The organism is Massilia sp. Root133 (assembly GCF_001426525.1).
Classification (GTDB): Bacteria; Pseudomonadota; Gammaproteobacteria; order Burkholderiales; family Burkholderiaceae_D; genus Telluria; species Telluria orientalis.
In genome coordinates, this window is record NZ_LMEW01000034.1 from 148754 (window position 1) to 167470 (window position 18717).

The 18717-nt window shown below is 58.3% G+C and carries 13 protein-coding genes; 5 read left to right on the top strand and 8 right to left on the bottom strand.

Features of this window, described 5'->3' with window-relative positions:
• Positions 1 to 78: 78 nt before the first annotated feature.
• From ASD28_RS31400 to ASD28_RS25205, 8 genes are read right to left on the bottom strand one after another with little or no spacing between them, the layout of a single operon-like run.
• The gene (locus tag ASD28_RS31400; protein WP_162252964.1) at positions 79 to 1281 is read right to left on the bottom strand and encodes a TerD family protein; all 1203 of its coding nucleotides are present in this window, start codon (positions 1279 to 1281) and stop codon (positions 79 to 81) included.
• A gap of 31 nt (positions 1282 to 1312) precedes the next feature.
• On the bottom strand, positions 1313 to 3964 hold the full coding sequence (locus ASD28_RS25175; RefSeq protein ID WP_162252965.1) for a virulence factor SrfC family protein: 2652 nt from the start codon (positions 3962 to 3964) through the stop codon (positions 1313 to 1315).
• 14 nt (positions 3965 to 3978) lie between these two features.
• Complete coding sequence (locus ASD28_RS25180; protein ID WP_056135149.1) at positions 3979 to 7053, bottom strand: virulence factor SrfB; 3075 nt, start codon at positions 7051 to 7053, stop codon at positions 3979 to 3981.
• Positions 7050 to 8078: a hypothetical protein gene (locus tag ASD28_RS32350; RefSeq protein ID WP_162252961.1), complete on the bottom strand. Its 1029-nt coding sequence runs from the start codon at positions 8076 to 8078 to the stop codon at positions 7050 to 7052. The genes ASD28_RS25180 and ASD28_RS32350 overlap by 4 nt, the downstream gene beginning before the upstream one ends.
• Positions 8075 to 9043, bottom strand: a complete 969-nt coding sequence (locus tag ASD28_RS25190; protein WP_082577386.1) for a S1C family serine protease — start codon at positions 9041 to 9043, stop codon at positions 8075 to 8077. The genes ASD28_RS32350 and ASD28_RS25190 overlap by 4 nt, the downstream gene beginning before the upstream one ends.
• Before the next feature lie 46 nt (positions 9044 to 9089).
• Positions 9090 to 9983, bottom strand: coding sequence for a hypothetical protein (locus tag ASD28_RS25195; protein WP_056135158.1), 894 nt, complete (start codon positions 9981 to 9983; stop codon positions 9090 to 9092).
• A gap of 41 nt (positions 9984 to 10024) precedes the next feature.
• Positions 10025 to 10468, bottom strand: coding sequence for a hypothetical protein (locus ASD28_RS25200; protein ID WP_056135163.1), 444 nt, complete (start codon positions 10466 to 10468; stop codon positions 10025 to 10027).
• A gap of 56 nt (positions 10469 to 10524) precedes the next feature.
• A complete protein-coding gene (locus ASD28_RS25205) occupies positions 10525 to 11589 on the bottom strand; it encodes a DUF475 domain-containing protein (protein ID WP_056135944.1) in 1065 nt (354 codons plus the stop codon).
• A gap of 236 nt (positions 11590 to 11825) precedes the next feature.
• Here ASD28_RS25205 and ASD28_RS25210 point away from each other — a divergent pair, with 236 nt between their 5' ends.
• The 5 genes from ASD28_RS25210 (at position 11826) to ASD28_RS25225 (ending at position 18624) form a co-directional block, all read left to right on the top strand.
• Positions 11826 to 12503 carry a hypothetical protein gene (locus ASD28_RS25210; RefSeq protein WP_156403842.1) on the top strand — a complete coding sequence of 226 codons (678 nt, stop codon included), beginning with the start codon at positions 11826 to 11828 and terminating at the stop codon, positions 12501 to 12503.
• Between the two features lie 442 nt (positions 12504 to 12945).
• Positions 12946 to 13629 (top strand): hypothetical protein, encoded by a 684-nt coding sequence (locus ASD28_RS32100; RefSeq protein WP_156403843.1) that lies wholly within the window; start codon positions 12946 to 12948, stop codon positions 13627 to 13629.
• Positions 13622 to 15406: an AAA family ATPase gene (locus ASD28_RS25215; protein WP_056135169.1), complete on the top strand. Its 1785-nt coding sequence runs from the start codon at positions 13622 to 13624 to the stop codon at positions 15404 to 15406. Before ASD28_RS32100 ends, ASD28_RS25215 begins: the two co-directional genes overlap by 8 nt.
• A 2-nt stretch (positions 15407 to 15408) precedes the next feature.
• Positions 15409 to 16728 carry an McrC family protein gene (locus ASD28_RS25220; RefSeq protein WP_056135170.1) on the top strand — a complete coding sequence of 440 codons (1320 nt, stop codon included), beginning with the start codon at positions 15409 to 15411 and terminating at the stop codon, positions 16726 to 16728.
• 336 nt (positions 16729 to 17064) lie between these two features.
• Positions 17065 to 18624, top strand: a complete 1560-nt coding sequence (locus ASD28_RS25225) for a hypothetical protein (RefSeq protein ID WP_156403844.1) — start codon at positions 17065 to 17067, stop codon at positions 18622 to 18624.
• Positions 18625 to 18717 lie beyond the last annotated feature (93 nt).

Genomic DNA, 18717 nt, shown 5'->3' on the forward strand with positions numbered 1-18717 from the left:
GGACTTCGATGCCATGCTAGATCAGCTCAATCATGTCCATTGTGGTCTGCTCAGATCGCCTACCGCACAGCACAGTGATCAAGCAACATCAACGCCGAAGCGCTTGCACAACCCATAAATACCGTCCTCGAATGTTTCGGACGAGCGGTGCAATTTCCAGTCCGAGCCATGCCGCTGCAACATCAGCATCACCCGTCCACGGCTACCGACAGCGCCGTGCCCCGATTGCCAAGCGACCAGAACCTCGCCGCGCGCGGTATCGATCAGCTCGGTTGTAGAATCGACCGCTGGTAGACAGTGCTGCCGTGCAGCGTCGACGTTCATGCTCACCGTGACGGCGATCTTGTCGATCTCCGACGGCACTTGGTCAAGATCAATCTCCAGACTTTCGTTAGCGTGCCGCTCGCTGTCCTTGTTAATGCCACTGTTTCGCACCGAACCACAGGGCGAATGCCGCAATATTGCGTTGGTGTCGGGATCGGTTGCCCAGCTTGAGATGAAGTCTGCATCGCCACGCACTTGACCTGCAGGCGTCAACAGAAACGCACAGGTGTCGATGCCATACGGCGCCGCTGCACCGATCACAGACCAGCGGGTCCGCACGACCAGACGTGGGGGCATAAACGCTGCCAATTTAGCTTTCGCACGTTCTGCGTAAGCACCGTCGGAATGAGCGATCATGAAGGCAGTCCAACTTGCTTTGCTATCGGCACCGCATGCAGCGCGCCAAGCTAACTCCTCCGAGTCGACCGAGCGCGCTGCGGGCGCCAGCCGTGCAAGCGCAGAGCGGGCTTCATCAGCATGTCTACTGGACGGATGTGCAGCGAGAAAGGCCGAATAGGCCTCGCGTGAATCAAGTGCCTGCGCAGTCTGCCACGCTATATCGGCACGTGCTTCCGAAATGCCGGGGTCACGTTCCACTGCTGCAGGCGCAATAGCGGCTGGTGGCTTGTTAACGGGAGCACGCGCAGCGCTGGACATGGACCAGCGCACACCCTGTTGGACAGATCCGCCGCCCAGCGGATCGAGCTTAACGAGGTAGTTACTATTCTCGTCGAAATGTCTGGCCAGCGCTGACGGCAGCGGCAAGGTGAGCTGATCTTGGCCAGTGATATGGCCCTGCAGTTCAATCCAGTTATCAGCGACATCCCAGCCGTGCAAGTGCAGATAAGGACGGGGGTAACCCCAGCGCTTAAAGCATGCCCGTACTACGCCATTGACCAGGTTCGGCCCCGTAACGACGAGACCGACGCTTTGTTCTCCAAATTCGGTCTCTGACAACCTAATCCTATACATCACCATCGGCTCCCCGCTATGCGTGCGCACGCAGCGCAGTCAGGATGTCGCCTAAGCGCGCATTGGCCTCGACATTGCCTGAGACGCCGGCCAGATAGTCAGCGTTGGTGCGGACCGTTGCCTGAAGGCCTTGCAGCCAATCCATAAGATAGGGCTTTTCGTAGTCAGCCGAGGTTTCCGTTAGCGCTGCCATCGGCGTGGCCGTCTCAGGGCTCGCGAAAATGACTTGCCGGGTCCCTTGCAGCGTGTCGATGCCAACGCCGCCCGGATTGCATGGATAGTGCCCGGCAAGGTCAACAAAATGGTTCCAGCGATTGGTCACAGGGGCAATCTGGCGCCAGCGCCAGGTCCCGGTCTCGGCTCGGAAACTGCGATTCTTACGCACGTCTTCAGCAAGTTCGTCCACAAGGCCCGTCTTGCGCGCAGAGACTTCCAACTCGCGCGCAATGTCGAGTAAGTGCTGTGCCGCGACGCCGTAGTATTTCAACACTTGCGGTGCACGGGTCAGATCGGCAACCCCCGCCTGCCACGCAGCAATTACAGTCTCAACAAAAATATGCCCAAAATGGCGCTCTACTGCCACGGGACGCGGCGCTGCCTCGACCGGGGCGAGCCCAAGCAATGCCGCTGTTTCGGCATCGAGCTCGTCAGGTTCGGGGGGCGCTTGCGCCTTGTCGGTAGCGCGGTCTGGTATTGCAGCTTGCTCGGACTGATAGAACGCAGCACGCGCCGCCTCGTCGTCCAATTTAAGAGAGCCGATGAGTTCGCCCAGACGCTCACGCTTGAGCAATGGGGCAAGCGCAAGCAACAGGGTTTTGGCCAAAGTAGCCTTTTCGCTACGCAGTTCGCTGACGTCAGCGCTGATGTAATGGCGGCCCAACGCATTGGCGACTCTGCGCGCCAGCAGCGCCAATTGCTGCCGTACCTGATTTACTTTGACTTGTGGATGGCAGATGGGAACCAGCGCCATCACGATGCGCATAATGCCACCATCGTTGAGCAACATGGCCTCGTCCCAGGCTGCGGCTGGCTCGGCAAAATGCTCGTGCACAAGCGGATTGTCGAGGAACGCAGTGCGCAAAGTCGCGATGAACTCTTGCTTATCAGGTCGCAGCGAGGTTTCCTGTGCGTTCCCTGGGCCGCCATAGGCAAACAAGGCGTCTTGACGGAAGTTCGGGTTGCGCAGCCAGAAGGTATTCTTGAACTGGCCCCTGTTATCCCACTTTTTCACCCAGTCGGTACGGTGTGCATGCGCAGCGAAGGGTTTAAGAAGCGAGGCTTCGAGTCGCGTTGCCCAGCGCGTGCCATCCACGCCCTTGCCTGCGCTCTGCTCAAAGGCAGTATCAAATTTCGTCAGCACGAACAGCAGGGTGGAAGGTACTTGGCTGCGGTCTGCAGCAGTGGCCCCATGGGTCAATTCGATCCAGTTCTCGATGAGTTCACCTAAGCCGACCACTTCCTGATTCGACGGCCCGACGCAAAGCAACATCGCGGAGAGTTCACGCTCTTCGGCATACCGTTCGAACAGGTATGCGACTTTACCCCGAAGGAAATTCTCGGCGCGAATGTCGCGCTCACCTAAGCGCTGACGCGGCTGCGGCTGGCGCGAGCGTGCGCCAGGGAAGTCGAGTAGATCGGTGTGGGCGAAAAATGGGTGCGGACAATGCGCCAAGTTGATGCGCAGTTCCGACACAAGTGCCGCGAGCTCGGCGCGCTCCAACTGGACCGCGGTGCCGTTGGGTGCGACCACGTTCACCAAATCACCGGCTGCCTCCCCGAGCATGCTCAGGGTCGCGACATCGATAATGCTTTGGGTCGAGCGCTGCCAGTTGTCACCGCGCACATCGAACAACACCGCGGGTTCGCACGACGCCGAGCGCGCACCACCGAGTTGCATCAAGCGGCCTTGCAATCGTCGGTAAATATCCGTATAGCTGGGCAGTTGTTCCCACAGGGTCGAGAACAAAGCGACGCGCGCTTCTGGCCCAAGGGCAGGCCCAAGCTCGATCGCTTGCTGCCAGAACCCAAAGCGTCGCAGCGCCTTCATGCGTGTGTTGCTGCCCAGATGGCCGTTCACGTACGCTTCCAGGTCGTACACCGCTTCAATCGCGATGCCCGCCCCAGCCCGAACATGACCGCGCGCAGCAGCGATGGCCTGATCGATCTCGGCCTGATGCTGCTCAGGCTCACTATCGTCGGGATGTTGGACATCGGCGGCGAACGAGTTGGCGAGAATCTTGACGACATCGATCTCGGTCAGCAACCCAACCTGCACCGGAAAGGCTGGCGTTCCCAACACGCCTGGCTGGTAAGTAAAACGCGTGACCAAGCCAGTCGATTCCTTACCGCCTTCTGGATTGATCTTTGCGAGGAAGTCTTCTTGCCGGTCGCCAAACAAGGACAAGACGCTACCTTCTCGATCCCGTGCAAGTGCCGAGATCAAGTACGATTTGCCGGCCTGGCTTGGGCCAAACACCCCGACTGCCATTTTGGCGCCTGCGGCATACTGCAGCCGTTCGGCGCTGACCACGGCCATCCGCAGTTCGCGCGTCAGCAGCGCGTCAGCGCGGACTGCGTCATCGCCCGACTCGCTGCACCATGCAAGCGCTTGCTGGCAGGCGCGTGCCACCGAGGCGGCGGCATCCTTGAGATTGTCGTTGTACTCCAAGTGTGCTCCCGCTGTCATTGGCGCTCGAACAGACCGGTATCGATCCAGTGGCCGTGTTCGTCTTTAAGTGTCTTCAGTTGTAGTGTCAGGTCGCGTGCCGGGACCATATGGCCGTCGGCGGCGTTGATCTCCTCGATCTTGAACACGCCTTCATCAAACGTCGCGTTGTCCTCTTCGGTCACGGTGCCGGCTCGATTGCGCCGGTAGCTGAGTGTGACCCGGTAAGGTACGCCATGACGGATCGCCGTCTCTTTCGCACTTTGGCTTGCAAAGCTTAAGTAATAAAACGGCGTAGCCGTCCAACGCTCGAGAGGAAGCTGTCGAAAGCCGATAAAGATCGGGCCAACAAAGTCGAAGGTATGCTCCTGCTCCTGATCGGCCTGCGCGTCTAAGTCGATACCCGAAAAAAAGCGATCGGCGGCCAAAATCTGCCCACTTTTCTGCATGAGCCCGACGTGGCGTACGGTCGAGACTGGCTTGAGCTTCGATGTCGTGCAATGGAAGTTCAGCAGATCGCCTTCGGACAGTGCACACAGCATTGCTCCGACCACGCCGGTCGTCTTCGGGTCGGCAATGACGCCACCCGGGCTCCAGAACGGATACCAACGCTCGACCTGATAAGTGTTCATCGGCACGATGCGCGAAGCCGGCAATGGCGGGCGTCTCTGGACCACCGCCTTCACGGCGGGCAGACACGACGGCCGTCCCGACAGCAGTAGCACGTCACACGACCAAGCCGCAACGACCTCGCACAGGTCGCGCAGCACGGGCGTTACGACGTTTTCAATGGTGCGCGCCACCTCGGCCAAGTTGATTGGATTCTCCCAGTCGCGCAGCGGGAAGCCGGATAGGCCATGCTGCATGATCGGTTCGTCCAGATAGCGCAAGACTTCCGCGCGCGGCTGATTACTCCCGGCAAACACGTCGGCAAAACGAAGCGTAAACGGCGTCGTTGCTGCCTCGGCCAATGGCGTTTGTTCAGCTTGGCGCAAGATCGCAAGGCCCATCGGAACCGCATACTGCTGGGCAAATTGGCTACGCAGGTTACGGTCCTGTTCAGACAGTCCAGCGTAGTCACGGCACAGGCGCGACGTTAACACGGTCGCGGCATCGGCTAACCCACGCTCCGCCAGCGCCGCCTCCAGGGGCGCGAGCAAATGGTGCTCAATCACTGCTTTTAAAATATTGTCGCCGGCCAGATTAAACCCTTCGCGGAATTCTTGAACCGGTTCCAGCAGCGCGGCTGCACCGGCCGACTTATCGACGTAGGTTGTCACGATCAAGTCAGTCGTACCACCACCAATATCGATGCTGGCCACGCGGAAGCACGGCCGCTCACCGTGCGCGACGCGGCGCTGGCCAAACACGCTGAAATAAGCGCTGGCGTCACCTGCGTATTTTTCGGCGACTTCGTTATACACGTAGACCATCTGCGTCGTGCTGGCCTCGTCCCATTGGCAGCGCACTACAGGCGGCGCTTGGTACGCAAAGCGCACGTCGTGCGCCCCGTCTTCGTCAATCCAACCGAGCGCGCGCCACAAGGTTCCCACCGCCCAGTTGGCTGAGCGCTCAAAAATCTGCCGTTCGGCGATCGTCATCGCCGATGGCACCGTCAAAATCACGGTACGCAGACGACGTGCTAGGTCGCTGTTCTGCTTGATCGCGCGCTGGGCAGGCGAATTGATCTGCACGAGTGCGTGCGCCAGGATTTCACAGAGCAGAAAGCACATCAGCGAACTGCGCGAAAACATGGGCTCGGTAACCGGATAGGGCTCCTGGTCGCGTAGCAGAGGATCGCGCTGCGCGCGCGGATCCTCTAGCACATGCAGCGGGGTGCCCTGGTTATTGACGAAGCCAGCCAGCAAGCCGCTATTCACCGGGGGTTCCTCCCCGTTCGGCTCGTCGGGGTCAGGACAGTAACGCCACTCCTGCAGACGCGCGCCGCGGTCCCAAAGATAGCGCTTGGGGCTCGACATAGTGGTCTGACCCTCGTCACGCCGCGAACCCAATGCGACCCGCGCTGCCTCAGGCCCGACCCGCACCATCGATGGCCATTCGAAAGCGGCGCGCCGCCGCCCGCTGCCGCGCGCATGCCCATGCGGATCACCAAAGCGCATCTTAACGAACGCGAGGTTCGAGCCAAACGGTTCCGTATGGCGCCGCAGCGGATCAGACAGATCGCGCAACTGCAGCACCGCACTGTTCGACAGTGCCAATCCTTGTTCGGGACGGCGTTCGAGCAACATGCCAGCGGTACGCGAATTTCCGATATCGAGCACAAGGTCGACGTCAATCGGTTCGTTGCGGTCGGGATCAATCAGGCGCACCGAGGGAATCGAGCCAGCGTTGTGCAACAGGTCGACGAAGGTGATGTAGCGCGCGAGATGTTCCAGCTGATAATCGAACTCTTCAGTGCGTATCGGTCTGCCGGGGCGACGCCGCCGTAGCAGCGCGTAGTGCAAGTCGCGCAGCCATTCATGAACCCAGTCCTGTGCCAGGAACCAAGCACTCTGGCTGACATCAGCCACCAAGGCAAACTCGGCGCCGTCGCGCACGTCGCGCTCGCGCGGCGCTGGATACGTCTGTTCATCGCTGCCCTCGTGAGCGGCTTCCAGGTTGGTATCGAAGGCAATCGTCAGCTGGTGGGTGTAACGCCCCTCGGGATCGTCCCATGTGCAAAGACGAGCCCGTACCCAATTGCTCGGACCGTTGCGGAAGCGCGGGGTCTCGGCCCCTGCCATCACTTCGCGTCGGAAGAATGGCAGGGGTACCCATTGGTTCAGGAAGGGTTCAACGGCCTTCTCTGCACTGGTTGCGTAGGCTGGCTGGATCGGTTTGTCGCCTTGCCCAGGCCGTGGATCGGTTGCCGGCACACCTCTCGCTAGGTCGATGTAGCGACCATCTTCCTCTTTCAAGCACATCAAATGCCAGCGCCGCTCATCGCCAGACAACCCGTCGTGGTACTCCCAAAACTGGATCTGGCTCTTCGGGATGGCCTTCAGGTTCAGCCCAATGTCCAGAAATTGAAGCGTGCCACCTGGGATCAGCGCGACGCTGCCGCGATACTCCGGTAAATGATGTTTTTTCATTGTTTATTTTCCGTCGACGCGCAACGCGCCGCAATCTGGCCAGCCTGATCTCGCAGTGCCGCAATCTCGGTGCGCAACTGCTGCTCTTCGTTGTCGCCGGACAGGGCGAGGCTAGCCGGCACAGTGCTGCAGGCCCGCACCAAAAAACCAATCAGCAGGAGCGCAAGTATGAGTAGCAGCAGGTACCTCAGCAGGCTCCATAGACCGCCATCCCAATGGCCGTGCCAGCGTACGTCCCGATGGGCCGACATCTTGTACGCTGCATCTGCCGCAGTCGGCCTCCTCACTGTGGGAACCACGGGTGAAACCGGTGGCGTCACACGTACGGTCGGCTTGCGCGGCGGCGCCACTTCGAACACCTTGCTCGGCTCGGGCTGGGCTTGTGCAATCGGTTCATCTTGACGCACCGGGAGTGGCTCGCTGGCAGTCACAGGCTGCGGCTCAGGCGCCGGTTCGGGAGCGGCGGCCGGCACGGCAGGCTCGGTCGCCACCACAGGCGACGGCGCGTCTTCCGTGGGCTGCATCGGTTCGCTTTCTGCGCGGGCCGATCCTATTGTCCACAGATCGACGGACCGTTCGTCGCCTGTCACGAGACTGCAGCCCCACTCCGCCAGAACCGGCTGGCCACCGACCGAAAACAGGCAACGCGCCGGATCGGTCACAGTGAGCATCGCGCGGAAGGTGTCAGCACGCGTACCTGCAGTCTGTGCACCGCTCGAGATATAGCGTTCCGCCACACTTTTAATTTGCGCACGAAGCTGATCCAGCTGGTGCCACAACGCTTGCTGGACGTCGGGCGGCAGTTGCGCGACTGGCACGATTGGCCCGTCTGCCACCGTGTACCACGCGATTTCGCCGCGTACAGGATTGAGCTGCGGCTCGGCGAATACGTCACCGACCGCGCGACTGCCTGTATGTTGGACAAGCAAGCGCCGCATCTGCCCATACAGGTCGAGCACGGACTGCCCATACACGCCTCGGATATCAACTGCGGCGCGCGCTGTTACAAGGGGAAGTTTTCTCATCGCAGTGCTCTAGCAGAACAATGTTCGCTGGCTTCAGCAAAGCGTGCGCCGTGGGCGCGCAAGAATGTACTTAGGTCTGCCGCGCTCAGCGCGTAGAGGACGCGTCCGGCAAACTCGCTCGACTTGCTCACAAACGTGTTGACGCCTACGACACGCGCGCAGCGGTCCACGAGCGGGCCACCGGAGTTACCGGGAGAGATGTCGGCCGTGTGAATCACCAGTTTGACGCCATTGTCTTGGGGTTGGGTGACGCTGACTTCGCCAGGCGATAGCACCGTCTCCGGCGCTTCTCCGCCCTGCCCCTGTAACAAATTTGCCAAGCGCGGATCCGTGCGCATCACGAGACCTGGATAACCCGCTGCCACAACCGGCGCGAGCCGACTGGCATCATCAGCGATGGCCAACGGCATCGCGGCCACGGGCGCTGAAAGACGCAGTAAGGCGAAGTCAGGAGAACCTACCTTGCTCGTCGGCGTGGTTGCGACCACACGCGCCGGCAGCACCTTACCCAATGTGCGGCTGGTTACCCAGACGCCATCTGGGCCAGCGCTCTCAACCACATGACTATTCGTGACGATCAGCTCGGGCGTTACGAAGAATCCGCTCCCATGGGCATGCTTACTAATGATGAGCACAACTGCGGCGTCAAGCATGGCAGTCAGCTGTTCCGGCGAACGAGGCTGTCCATCCGTAGGGTTCACGGGCACCGTACCGCTCTGCGGGGGGATCGCGCGGTAGGCGTTATATTCTCTGCCCTGTGCACGCAAGTCGGCCGAGGTACAGCCGGCCGCAACAAGCGCACTAAGGCGATCGCGCTCGCTACGCAGCGATGCCAGAAGCAAGCCACGTTGTGTCGCCGCGGGACCCGACACACTGGCGCTTGCGCTGGCGCGCGTGAGCAGCAACACGGCCGCGAGCGCAGTGACCAGCGCAACGACGGTGAACCACCATACGCGCGAGCTCATTGCCGGGACACCCTTGGGTAGCAACTACCACTTCTGCCCATACACTTCACTTAGGTGAAAGCGAACTGGTACGCTCATTGTTGGCAACCAAGCCAAGCGCGAGTTCTTTTTCACGAATCACTTCCGATTCCGCGTTGAACAGCTTAGCCCGGTCAATCCATTTACGGGCAGCGACCGTGTCTTTCTGGGCAGCAGCATGGTCAGTCAGCGTCATGTATTGGCTGACGATGTTGGACACCAGCTCCTTGACTTCGCCGCCACGATAGGTACCGGCCGGGTCGACACGGTGGATCGCATCGAGGCACGCTTTGGCCGATTTTTCCGGCGGGTCAGTGAATTGCGCAGCCTCGGCGTACGAGCGTGCACGCCGGAGCTGATCGTCGATCTCAGCGCGATCATCTGCGCTCAGCTTCACATCCGTGGTGGCGCTCACAGTACGCAAGGCCGTGTCACCAAACTTAGCTTTAGACTCGCCTTTTGGCAACATGACGAATGCCCCAATTGCTACGACCGCGACCACGCTTGCTACCACGAGCGGCATCTTGAGCTTATTGCTTTCGGTGCTGCGGCGAATGCCATTCGCTTTACAAAAACTGGACACATAGTCCTCTGCCACGCGCGGGTCCAGGGCCGCCTTCTTACCCGGCGCTGTAATTACCACCTGATCAAGGCAATCTTTTTCTTCTTTCTTGTCGAGTACTTTGTCGTTATCAGTGGATTGGTGCAGCCATTTATCGAGGGTGGCGATCAGTTGCCGTTCCGAGACGGCACCGTACTGATCAAGCACTTTACGCAAAGTCAATTCGATTTCAGACACCGCGAAGCCACGCGCTGCAGCCTCCTCTTTGATGCCTTTCTCTTCGTCTCGATCTAAATAAAAGTCGTCTGCAACCGAGGCAGCGATGCGATTTTCGAGCCAAGCCTGTTCATTGTCGTTCATAGGATCCCTAATTAGCGGTAGTAGTGCGTGCAAAGACAGGGTCAGGGCACGGCCCAGGAAAATAGCCCAACCTTTTGTTTGACGTTATGGGCGCGGCAATAAGCCAAAATCGCCGCCTCTGCAACCTCTGTACGAAGCCCAGAGCGAAAGCCCGGGCGCGACTTGCAAACCAGTTGCAGAGCGTCCATTTTTTCTTTGGAATCGAGTTTGCGGTCGCTGGCGGTGAAGCGATGTAGCGCACCATCAAGCTCGGCAAGTAGTCGCAACTCATTGGCCGCCCCCATGCGCTCGAGCTCAAGGTCCACAGCGTGTTCGATGGTCGTCATATCTTGCCCGGTCGAGGTAACCCCGTGCTCAACAAAGGCGCGGTACTGCTCGACCGGGCAATAGTTATCAAAGACCCGCGCCGCGATATAGGCGCTGAAAGTAGCTAAGGTCTCTTGCGCTTTGGCAGGATCGTTCGGACGGGATAAATTAACGGCCATGAATTACACACTACATAAAATAGAATTGACGATCGACGTTGCGCGGTAACGTCGGGTCAGCTTGGCAAGGCCGCTGCCGCTTCCTGTCGTTTATGGACGATCGATGCCCACAGTGCTGCGCCGACAAAAGCGATGCCGATGAGCCCGGTGAACAGGTCTGGAATGTGATAACGCGCGCTGACCAGCATGATTACGGCTAGCAACCCGATCGCATAATGAGCGCCGTGTTCGAGATAGACGAACTCTTCGAGCGCACCTTGTCGGACCAAGTACACGGTCAGTGAGCGCACAAACATCGCGCCAATCGCCAGGCCGAGCATGATCAGGACAATGTCACTGGTGATCGCGAATGCCCCGATCACGCCGTCGAAAGAAAACGATGCGTCGAGCACTTCAATATAAAGGAAGGCGCCAATGCTGCCTTGTTTGACGAGCGCAACAGCACTTCCAGCGTTGGACTCGCCCTCTTCAGCATCATCGTTCTCAAGCAGGCCACCGAAAACGTCAACCGCAACATAGACAATGACACCCCATATGCCAGCGGCCATCACCGACGCACTTTGGTCAGGCTCGACCATCGCGCGGGCGGCCATCACAGCCGCCAAAGCCAACAAGGTCGGTACGGCACCGATGCTGCCAAGCGCGCTCAGCGGCCGCTCAATGTGACCGAGCCAATGCACATCTTTTTCGTCATCTATAGCGAAATTCAAGAACACGAGTAACAAGAATGCGCCGCCAAACGCTGCAATTTGGGGATGGTGACTAGCCAGCTGCGCTGCATATTGATCAGGCTGGTTCAGAGCCATCGCCCATACTTCTGCAATGTTCAAGTGTCCAGCCGTAGCGACGATAACTAACGGAAAGAGAAGGCGCATGCCAAAGACGGCAATTAAGACACCTAGGCTTAGGAACAGCCGCTGCCAGAAGGTATTCCATGTGCGCAAGATCGAGGCGTTAACAACCGCGTTGTCGAATGACAGCGACACTTCCATGATGCCGAGTACAGCAGCAACATAAATGGCTGCGACGGCGCCAGCTAATCCAGTGTGTGCAAAGCCCCATGCTGCTGCACAGGCTAGGCAAATAGCGGTGACGAAGAAGGATGTTGTGAAGTGTTTCACGGTGCCCAAGAGTAGAGGGGTGGATAGCCCGGCGCAAAACGCCTGAATTCTCACGAAAAATCACAATTCACATGTGCGAATTACGACCCTTGCATGAAAGATTTTATTATATATTTCTAGCAACAACGAGGATTATTGTTCCGAAATTTGTAGTGGTGCACAAAAGCAACATGAGATAGAATGCGCGACCAGTTTCGTCAGATAGCGATCCACTGTCGCGTCACCCCATCTCTCCCATGACATCGACACCAACCCGTGAGCACGCTTTCGAATCCGCTATCACAGCGGCCACCCGCGCCTTGAACGGCCAGTTGCCCCGTCCCTGGATGACGGATCTTACCGATCCCTTAGGCGCGCAAGTCTTCGTTGTCGGGCGTAACCAAGCGCGCGGCTATGACGCTACGACACTCGATCACACGCGTCACCTTGACGCGCTTTTCAACCGAAATGGGCAGTCCTGCCGTGCGCTTTACGACGAGCTCGTCGGCGCGCCCTCTCCAACCCGCCGCAACATCGACCTACTTCGCACCCTTCTATTGGATGCCGGGGTCGACCGGGTGCTCGAAACGAACGTCATCTGCTACTCGAGCCCGATGAGCGCCGACCTCGCCAAGCCGGCGCATACCGGTGGGCGCGAAGTGGGTACTGCCATCTTTCGTCTCGTACTGGAGCATGTGCAGCCCCGCGTCCTCATCGCGCACGGTGCCGGCACCATACGCGACGTTGCGGCAATTGTCGGCGCCGCCCTGCCGCCTGCGAGAAATGAGCCCGGCACTCCGGTCCACGTGGACGTCTCTGGCATGAAGTTGATACTCCTGCCTAGCTTGGCGCCGCCGGCTTGGAACCGCTGGCAAGGATGGGCGCGAGCGCACTTGGAGGCGACGGCAGAGATGGTGGCAGACACCCTTCGATAACGCGCTGGTCGATGTTACTTCTTTTGCAAAAACCTTCGACCACGACGCCCAGCCAATATGCCAGTTCGAGGTTGGGATGGCTGGGCACAAATACGTCGTTGCCCGCTCACGCATGCGCCATCCAGTCCCCTCGTCAGCTGAAGCGCAAGCCAGCCGCTTTCGTCGCTAGGTCCGGCTCGATATCGCTAATGCTCGTCGTTTCAATCGCGTTGGACGGTACCGCTAGTTGCCTGTCGCCGATAAGAAGCGCACCACCTGCGGGCTATCCACTCAGAGTGCGGAACCATGCCAAGGTCCACCGGCGTCACCCTCGCCCGCTATAACGAGCGCGACGATTATTTACGTACACCAATATATTGGCCCTCACGACCATGATATTTCCAACTGTTACGAGTTAAAATAACAACACAACTTACTCTATCGCCATACCGCTGAAGACCCGATGACCAATGAAGAACTGAAATCCGCGATCGCAGCGTGCGACTGCCCCGAGTGCCGCGCGCTAACGGGACTGCTCAACGAAGCCGGCGCGAAACTTCAGATTTCGACAGTCCGGGGCGGACGATTCTGTGAAATGGCTGTTGTCGCCGCCGCAGGTGAGCGTGGCCTCCCGGCCGGGGACATCGTGCCGCGACGACGTCGCTACGCAGAGCATCTTGGCATCCAGTTAAGTGGCAACACGCAAAACGACGACAAGCCCAATCACATCATGTGGGCGACAAAACATTCGAATCACCATCCGGACGCCAGCGACCCCGGCGGACGAATCAACCTTGGTCTCGCCCGGGCGGTCGAAAGGGATGGCAGTTTTTTCCTCACGTGGACGTCGAGCGACAAACCGCGCTTCGTCAAGGTGCCCTTCTATGTTGAGCAGGATGGCGGCAAGACCCTTTTTCTTCCCTCTTTGGCAACTACAAGCGGATTTTGGATCGGTCCCAAAGGCGAAGAGCGATGCGTGCCTAACTACTGGGACGCCCTGAACGAAGTCAGCGCAATGTCGACGCCGCGTTTTCGCCGGGAGAACGCGGCAGGCAACCGCGGCATTGTCGCCTGCAAAGCCGGCGACGTGGAAGAGGTCAAGGCCAGCTATATCGAACGCTTGATTGGACAACTGGGCAATGACTGACTCGGCGCTCTCCTGGCAAGACGCGGTCGGCCTGCTAGACGACCTGTTCGATTTCCGCAGCCCGGTGACATCCACCGATGGCGAGCGCACATACCGCGCCCGTCCGAACGGTCCGGCGTGCCGCCTATTTCGAACAAACGAGGGGCACATACAGATCGAGCGTGCTGGCGGGGCCGCAATCTCGATCGCGACGCTTGACCAACTCCAACGTGTGGTCCTTGGCATGGGTTCCAGCGTTTCCATCGCCACGACACCGACTGCTCCAGTCGAAACATCTAGCGCCATGACGAACCATCCTCTCAACACCATCCTCTACGGCCCTCCCGGAACCGGCAAGACCATCTCGACCTTCGCCCGCGCGGTCCGAATCTGCGATGGCAGCGTCCCTTCGACAGAGGCCGAAATCTTCCGACGTTACGAAGCGCTTCGCGACGATAACCGCATCGTGTTTGTCACGTTCCACCAGTCCTACGGTTACGAAGAGTTTGTCGAGGGGTATCGCCCGACCCGCGACGCGAACGGGCAAGTCGCATTCGAACTCAAACCGGGCCCGTTTCGCTTGGCATGCGAGGCGGCCAAACGCAAGCGTTGGCAAACGCCCGGATTGTCCGGCAAGCCGCTCGAGGATCGCGCGGTTTTCAAAATGTCGCTCGGTGCCCGGGGCAGCGAGCAAGGACGTGAAGTGTTTCAATATTGCCTGGAGCACGGCTGCGTTCTGCTGGGCTGGGGCGACGACATCGACTTCACCGAGTGCTCCGACGGCCAAGCGGTCCATGATCGCGCTGCGTCTGCGGAAAAAGACATCGGCCATCCCGATTCCGTGACCGAATACGTCGGCCGGTTTAAGCACGTGGTCAAGATCGGCGACATCATGATAGTCTCCGACGGCGCACAAGCCTTCCGCGGCATCGCCGAGGTAACCGGCGACTACGAATTCCTCGACGACGAGACGGTCGACTTCCATCAAATGCGGCGTGTCCGTTGGTTGGCGGTCTACGAGAAGGGCCGCGACCGCAGGCAAATCTACGAAAAACAGTTCGCGATGGCTGCGCTAGTCAAACTCAACGCCGAGTTACTGAACTATCCCGCCCTGAACGGCTTGCTGAACGAGGCTCGCCAGGAGGACAAGGCGCAACCCCATGTGCTCATCATCGACGAAATCAACCGCGCCAACATCTCAAAAGTCTTTGGCGAACTGATCACGTTGCTCGAGCCAGACAAACGCGAGCAAGCCAAGTATCCCGTCACCTTAAAGCTGGCGCATTCGGGCCACGATTTTTCCGTGCCCGGCAACTTGTATTTGATTGGAACGATGAACACGGCGGACCGTTCGATCGCCATGCTCGATACCGCGCTCAGGCGACGCTTTGATTTCGAGGAATTGATGCCGGATCCTATCCAGCTGCGAGGGCGCTTCATCGACGGGATCGACATGGAAGCACTGCTGGAGGCGCTCAACGAGCGTGTTGAGGCGCTCTACGATCGCGATCACACGATCGGCCATGGCTTTCTCATGCATGTGCGCTCCCTGCCCGACCTTGAGCACATATTCCGCCATAAGGTACTGCCGCTACTACAAGAGTATTTTCACGACAACTGGGCCAGCATTGTCCGTGTATTGAACGACTCGCGGCACCAAGATTTCGTGCGACGCCGGACATTGACGGTGCCCGCGTCCGATGCTGACGAGGAGGCGGAAGTCGAACGTTACGCGTACCGCGTCAATGACAAGCCGTTCCCGCCCGGCGCGTTCACGCGCCTGTACACGAAGGTGTAAGGGTGGGCGTACTCGTCCTGCGAGAATATGAGCGTCTCCGTAAGGGAGACCGCGCGGACTTCGCGAACCGTGTGGTCAGTCCGGCGCAGTACGCGGCGCTAGAATGTCTAGCGGAGGACTACACGAGGCGCTTCGGTGTACGGGTGCTGCAATACGGTCCGCGCAATACCCTAGTGGCCCAGAACTATGTCGGCGTGCTCAACTTGGGCGCCGACCAGGTGGAAATCCTGCCGAAGATCGATAGTCCGGAACACACGCTGCGGCAAAACTTCATGCGGATGCTAGCAGTGGCGCTGGAACTCGACCTGCACGGCAGTGACGTCAGCGCCGTGCAGCACAACGACGACAGCATCCTGGAGGCCGTAATCAGCTTGTTTTGCCTCTCGCTGCAACGCGAACTGCGCCGCGGCGTATTGCGCCAATACGTGCGCCGGGAGGCACAACTGTCGACCTTAAAGGGTCGCATGTTGTTCAGCCAGCACCTGCAAAAGAACATCGCGCGTCCCGATCGGGTTGTCTGCGAATTCGACGAGTTCACTGAAGACAATCCTGTCAACCGCATCCTACGCGCGGCGCTACGGATTCTTCGCCGGGCGTCGAAGCGGCCCGCGAACCAATCACGTATCGCGGAAATGCTATCGAATTTTCAAGACGTCGCCGACGTTCCGCTGGCCCGACTGCGCTGGCACGAGGCGTCGATCGACCGTAACGCGGCGCGTTATCAACCGGTCCTCACGTTGGCGCAGTTGATTATCCAGGGGTTAGCACCCGACATCTTGGCCGGGGCGCACAGCGGTTTTGCACTCTTGTTCGACATGAACGAGATGTTCGAGATGTACATTGGCGCGATGGTCCGTAGAATCGTCCGCGCCGAGGGTGTCAAAGTTCACCTGCAAGGTCCTTCCCTGCATCTGGCCCGCAAGGATGATGACCGTCCAGCGTTCCGGCTGAAGCCAGATATCGTGATCAAAGAAGCGGGCCGGGTCGCGCACATCTTGGACACAAAGTGGAAAAGACTCAATCCGGATCAACCCAACGACGGCGTCGCTTCGGCGGACGTATACCAGATGAATGCGTACGCCTCCCGCTACGAGGCGTCGGACGTCATCCTGCTCTATCCCCATCACGCCAACCTGGGTGAACACCCGGGAAGGCGCAACCAATACTGGCTGGCGTACCTCAACGAAGACACGAATCGACGTGGGATCGCGGTGGGTACGATCGATCTCACGGACCTTGGCACGGTCCCTCGTCAACTCGAAGCCTTGCTAGATGTACAGCGACCAATATCCGTAGCCGGTCGGACAGCGTTAGGTGCGTGAGCAGATTGCGGAGTGTGCCGGAGAAAGGAGCCACGCATCGTAGACGACAGTGAAGTGCGAACTCATCCGCTCATTACCATTCTTCGGATGCTACGGACTATTCGCTTCTCATCATAAAAATCGATCTGCTGGGTTTCGGTGCGCATCTGAAGCACCGTCGAAAGCACACGCCCGGGCTCCCGTGCAAGCGCGGTGTCCTCTTCCAAGGAAAAGTTTTAGGTAACTGGGGATTTAAGAAGGTCGTCTCGGGTGTCGACAGCTGGTCTGACGTTCACGGAACGTCCGCCTTGTGGCGTAAAATCCCGAAATGCAAATTGATAAGGAATGGCTTATAGCATGAGAGATCTGGGGGGATTGGGAGAAAGTGTTTTTAGCCAATGGTGCGCTAGCGCCGGACTTACCGCCAACGGTTCCAACGTTGATAAAACAGGTTGGGACTTCCTCGTCGAATTCGACTACCACTCGAAGCCTAGCTTGGAACTATCCACCGTCCACGAAGCGGCCTTCGAATGCAAAGTCCAAGTCAAAGCCACGGACAAGCAAGCGCGCAAGCTCTCGATTAAATTATCTAATTTGAAGCGCTTAGTAACCGCATCCATGCCGGCCTTCATTATCTTCATCGAATTCGACGGCAAAGAATCCCCGCAGCGCGCATTTTTGGTCCACGTGGACGAAGCAATGTCCCTCGAAATTCTCCGAAGATTGCACGACGCCGAGCACAGTGGCGAAACGCATCTGCTGCACAAAAAGACGATGACGGTAAAGTACGGCGAGTCTCACTTACTTGACAGTCCTTCTGGGGTATGTTTGAAGGGCGCAATGCTTGCACACATGGGCCCAAACATGTCGGCGTATGTAGCGAAAAAGAACGCCCATCTAAACGCGGCGGGTTTTGATGAGGGCTTCGCACAGTTGACGATATCGGCAGTGGGAACCGAGCAGATCTCGAAACTCATAGACATGTCGCTTGGACTCGCCGTGAACGCGGACATCTCGAGCATGGTGGCTGTCAAACAGCGGTTTGGCAAGAAAAATCGCATCCCCTTTGTCAGCGAAGAAAACGTCAAATTAGGAATGCCCGACCTCAAGCCAAAGCTTGAGGGATTTATCAAATTTAAGGCGGACAAGCTCGGACCTTCCTTGACCTTCCCCGCAAAGTTATATATTTCGCCCTTCAACACCATGGTTCCAGAGTCAATGCGAAGGGGACGGATCGCCGTCGAATTCTTAGATCTCGTTTTTAATCCGTTCGCGAACGAGTCGACTTACACTTTTTCATTCGATGACAAATCCTTGAGTTTACCAATACTACGGGATGGCTTGAAGTTAATGAAACTGTTATCAATTCCTGGGCAAACCATCTTCTCAGAACTAATAGTGAACCACACACCAGCGATGCAGTTTCAGATCGCTAGCCCCGGCACGCCGTTCCGGCTGAGTTCCGAGCTCGAGGCCGTTGAGGCCGGCGCAAATATACTTTCACTGCTCGACATTTCCAGCAGCATAATGATGTCCTTAGCGCAAGCATCGCGCAATGCCTCTCGGCTGATTGAAATGGACAATGTGCTTCGCGCAGAAGCCAACCAGTTCAAGCTCGACATCCCTCTCGACAACGCTCCTATCCCAAATGGCAAACGGTTGGCCTGCCTGTCATTCTTCAGCACCCCGATAGGAGATATTAACGTGGGTGTATTCGTAACCATGATTGGAAGGCCATTGCCAACTGACAGTGGATACACGCTCCTGTCAGAAGAAAAGAATATCGAACGTGTTGTTATACAAGAGCGTGGAGAAAAAATTGACAGCAGCGAACTTGTGAGCGCTGCCATCGCGATCGAACAGAAATACGCCGCAGAATATGAAGTAAGAACTCTCTTTGACAAAGCCGATTTCTAGGCTTTATGGGCAACGTACGCCAACATGACACCGTCAAAGCGCCCATGTCCGCAACAAAAATGACTGTCGGACGGCATGCATAACGAAGCGGCC

Coding starts and splice junctions, on each gene's coding strand:
- ASD28_RS25180 (WP_056135149.1), bottom strand. CDS start 7,053: ATGAAAAAACATCATTTACCGGAGTATCGCGGCAGCGTCGCGCTGATC.
- ASD28_RS32350 (WP_162252961.1), bottom strand. CDS start 8,078: ATGAGAAAACTTCCCCTTGTAACAGCGCGCGCCGCAGTTGATATCCGA.
- ASD28_RS25190 (WP_082577386.1), bottom strand. CDS start 9,043: ATGAGCTCGCGCGTATGGTGGTTCACCGTCGTTGCGCTGGTCACTGCG.
- ASD28_RS25195 (WP_056135158.1), bottom strand. CDS start 9,983: ATGAACGACAATGAACAGGCTTGGCTCGAAAATCGCATCGCTGCCTCG.
- ASD28_RS25200 (WP_056135163.1), bottom strand. CDS start 10,468: ATGGCCGTTAATTTATCCCGTCCGAACGATCCTGCCAAAGCGCAAGAG.
- ASD28_RS25210 (WP_156403842.1), top strand. CDS start 11,826: ATGACATCGACACCAACCCGTGAGCACGCTTTCGAATCCGCTATCACA.
- ASD28_RS32100 (WP_156403843.1), top strand. CDS start 12,946: ATGACCAATGAAGAACTGAAATCCGCGATCGCAGCGTGCGACTGCCCC.
- ASD28_RS25215 (WP_056135169.1), top strand. CDS start 13,622: ATGACTGACTCGGCGCTCTCCTGGCAAGACGCGGTCGGCCTGCTAGAC.
- ASD28_RS25225 (WP_156403844.1), top strand. CDS start 17,065: ATGAGAGATCTGGGGGGATTGGGAGAAAGTGTTTTTAGCCAATGGTGC.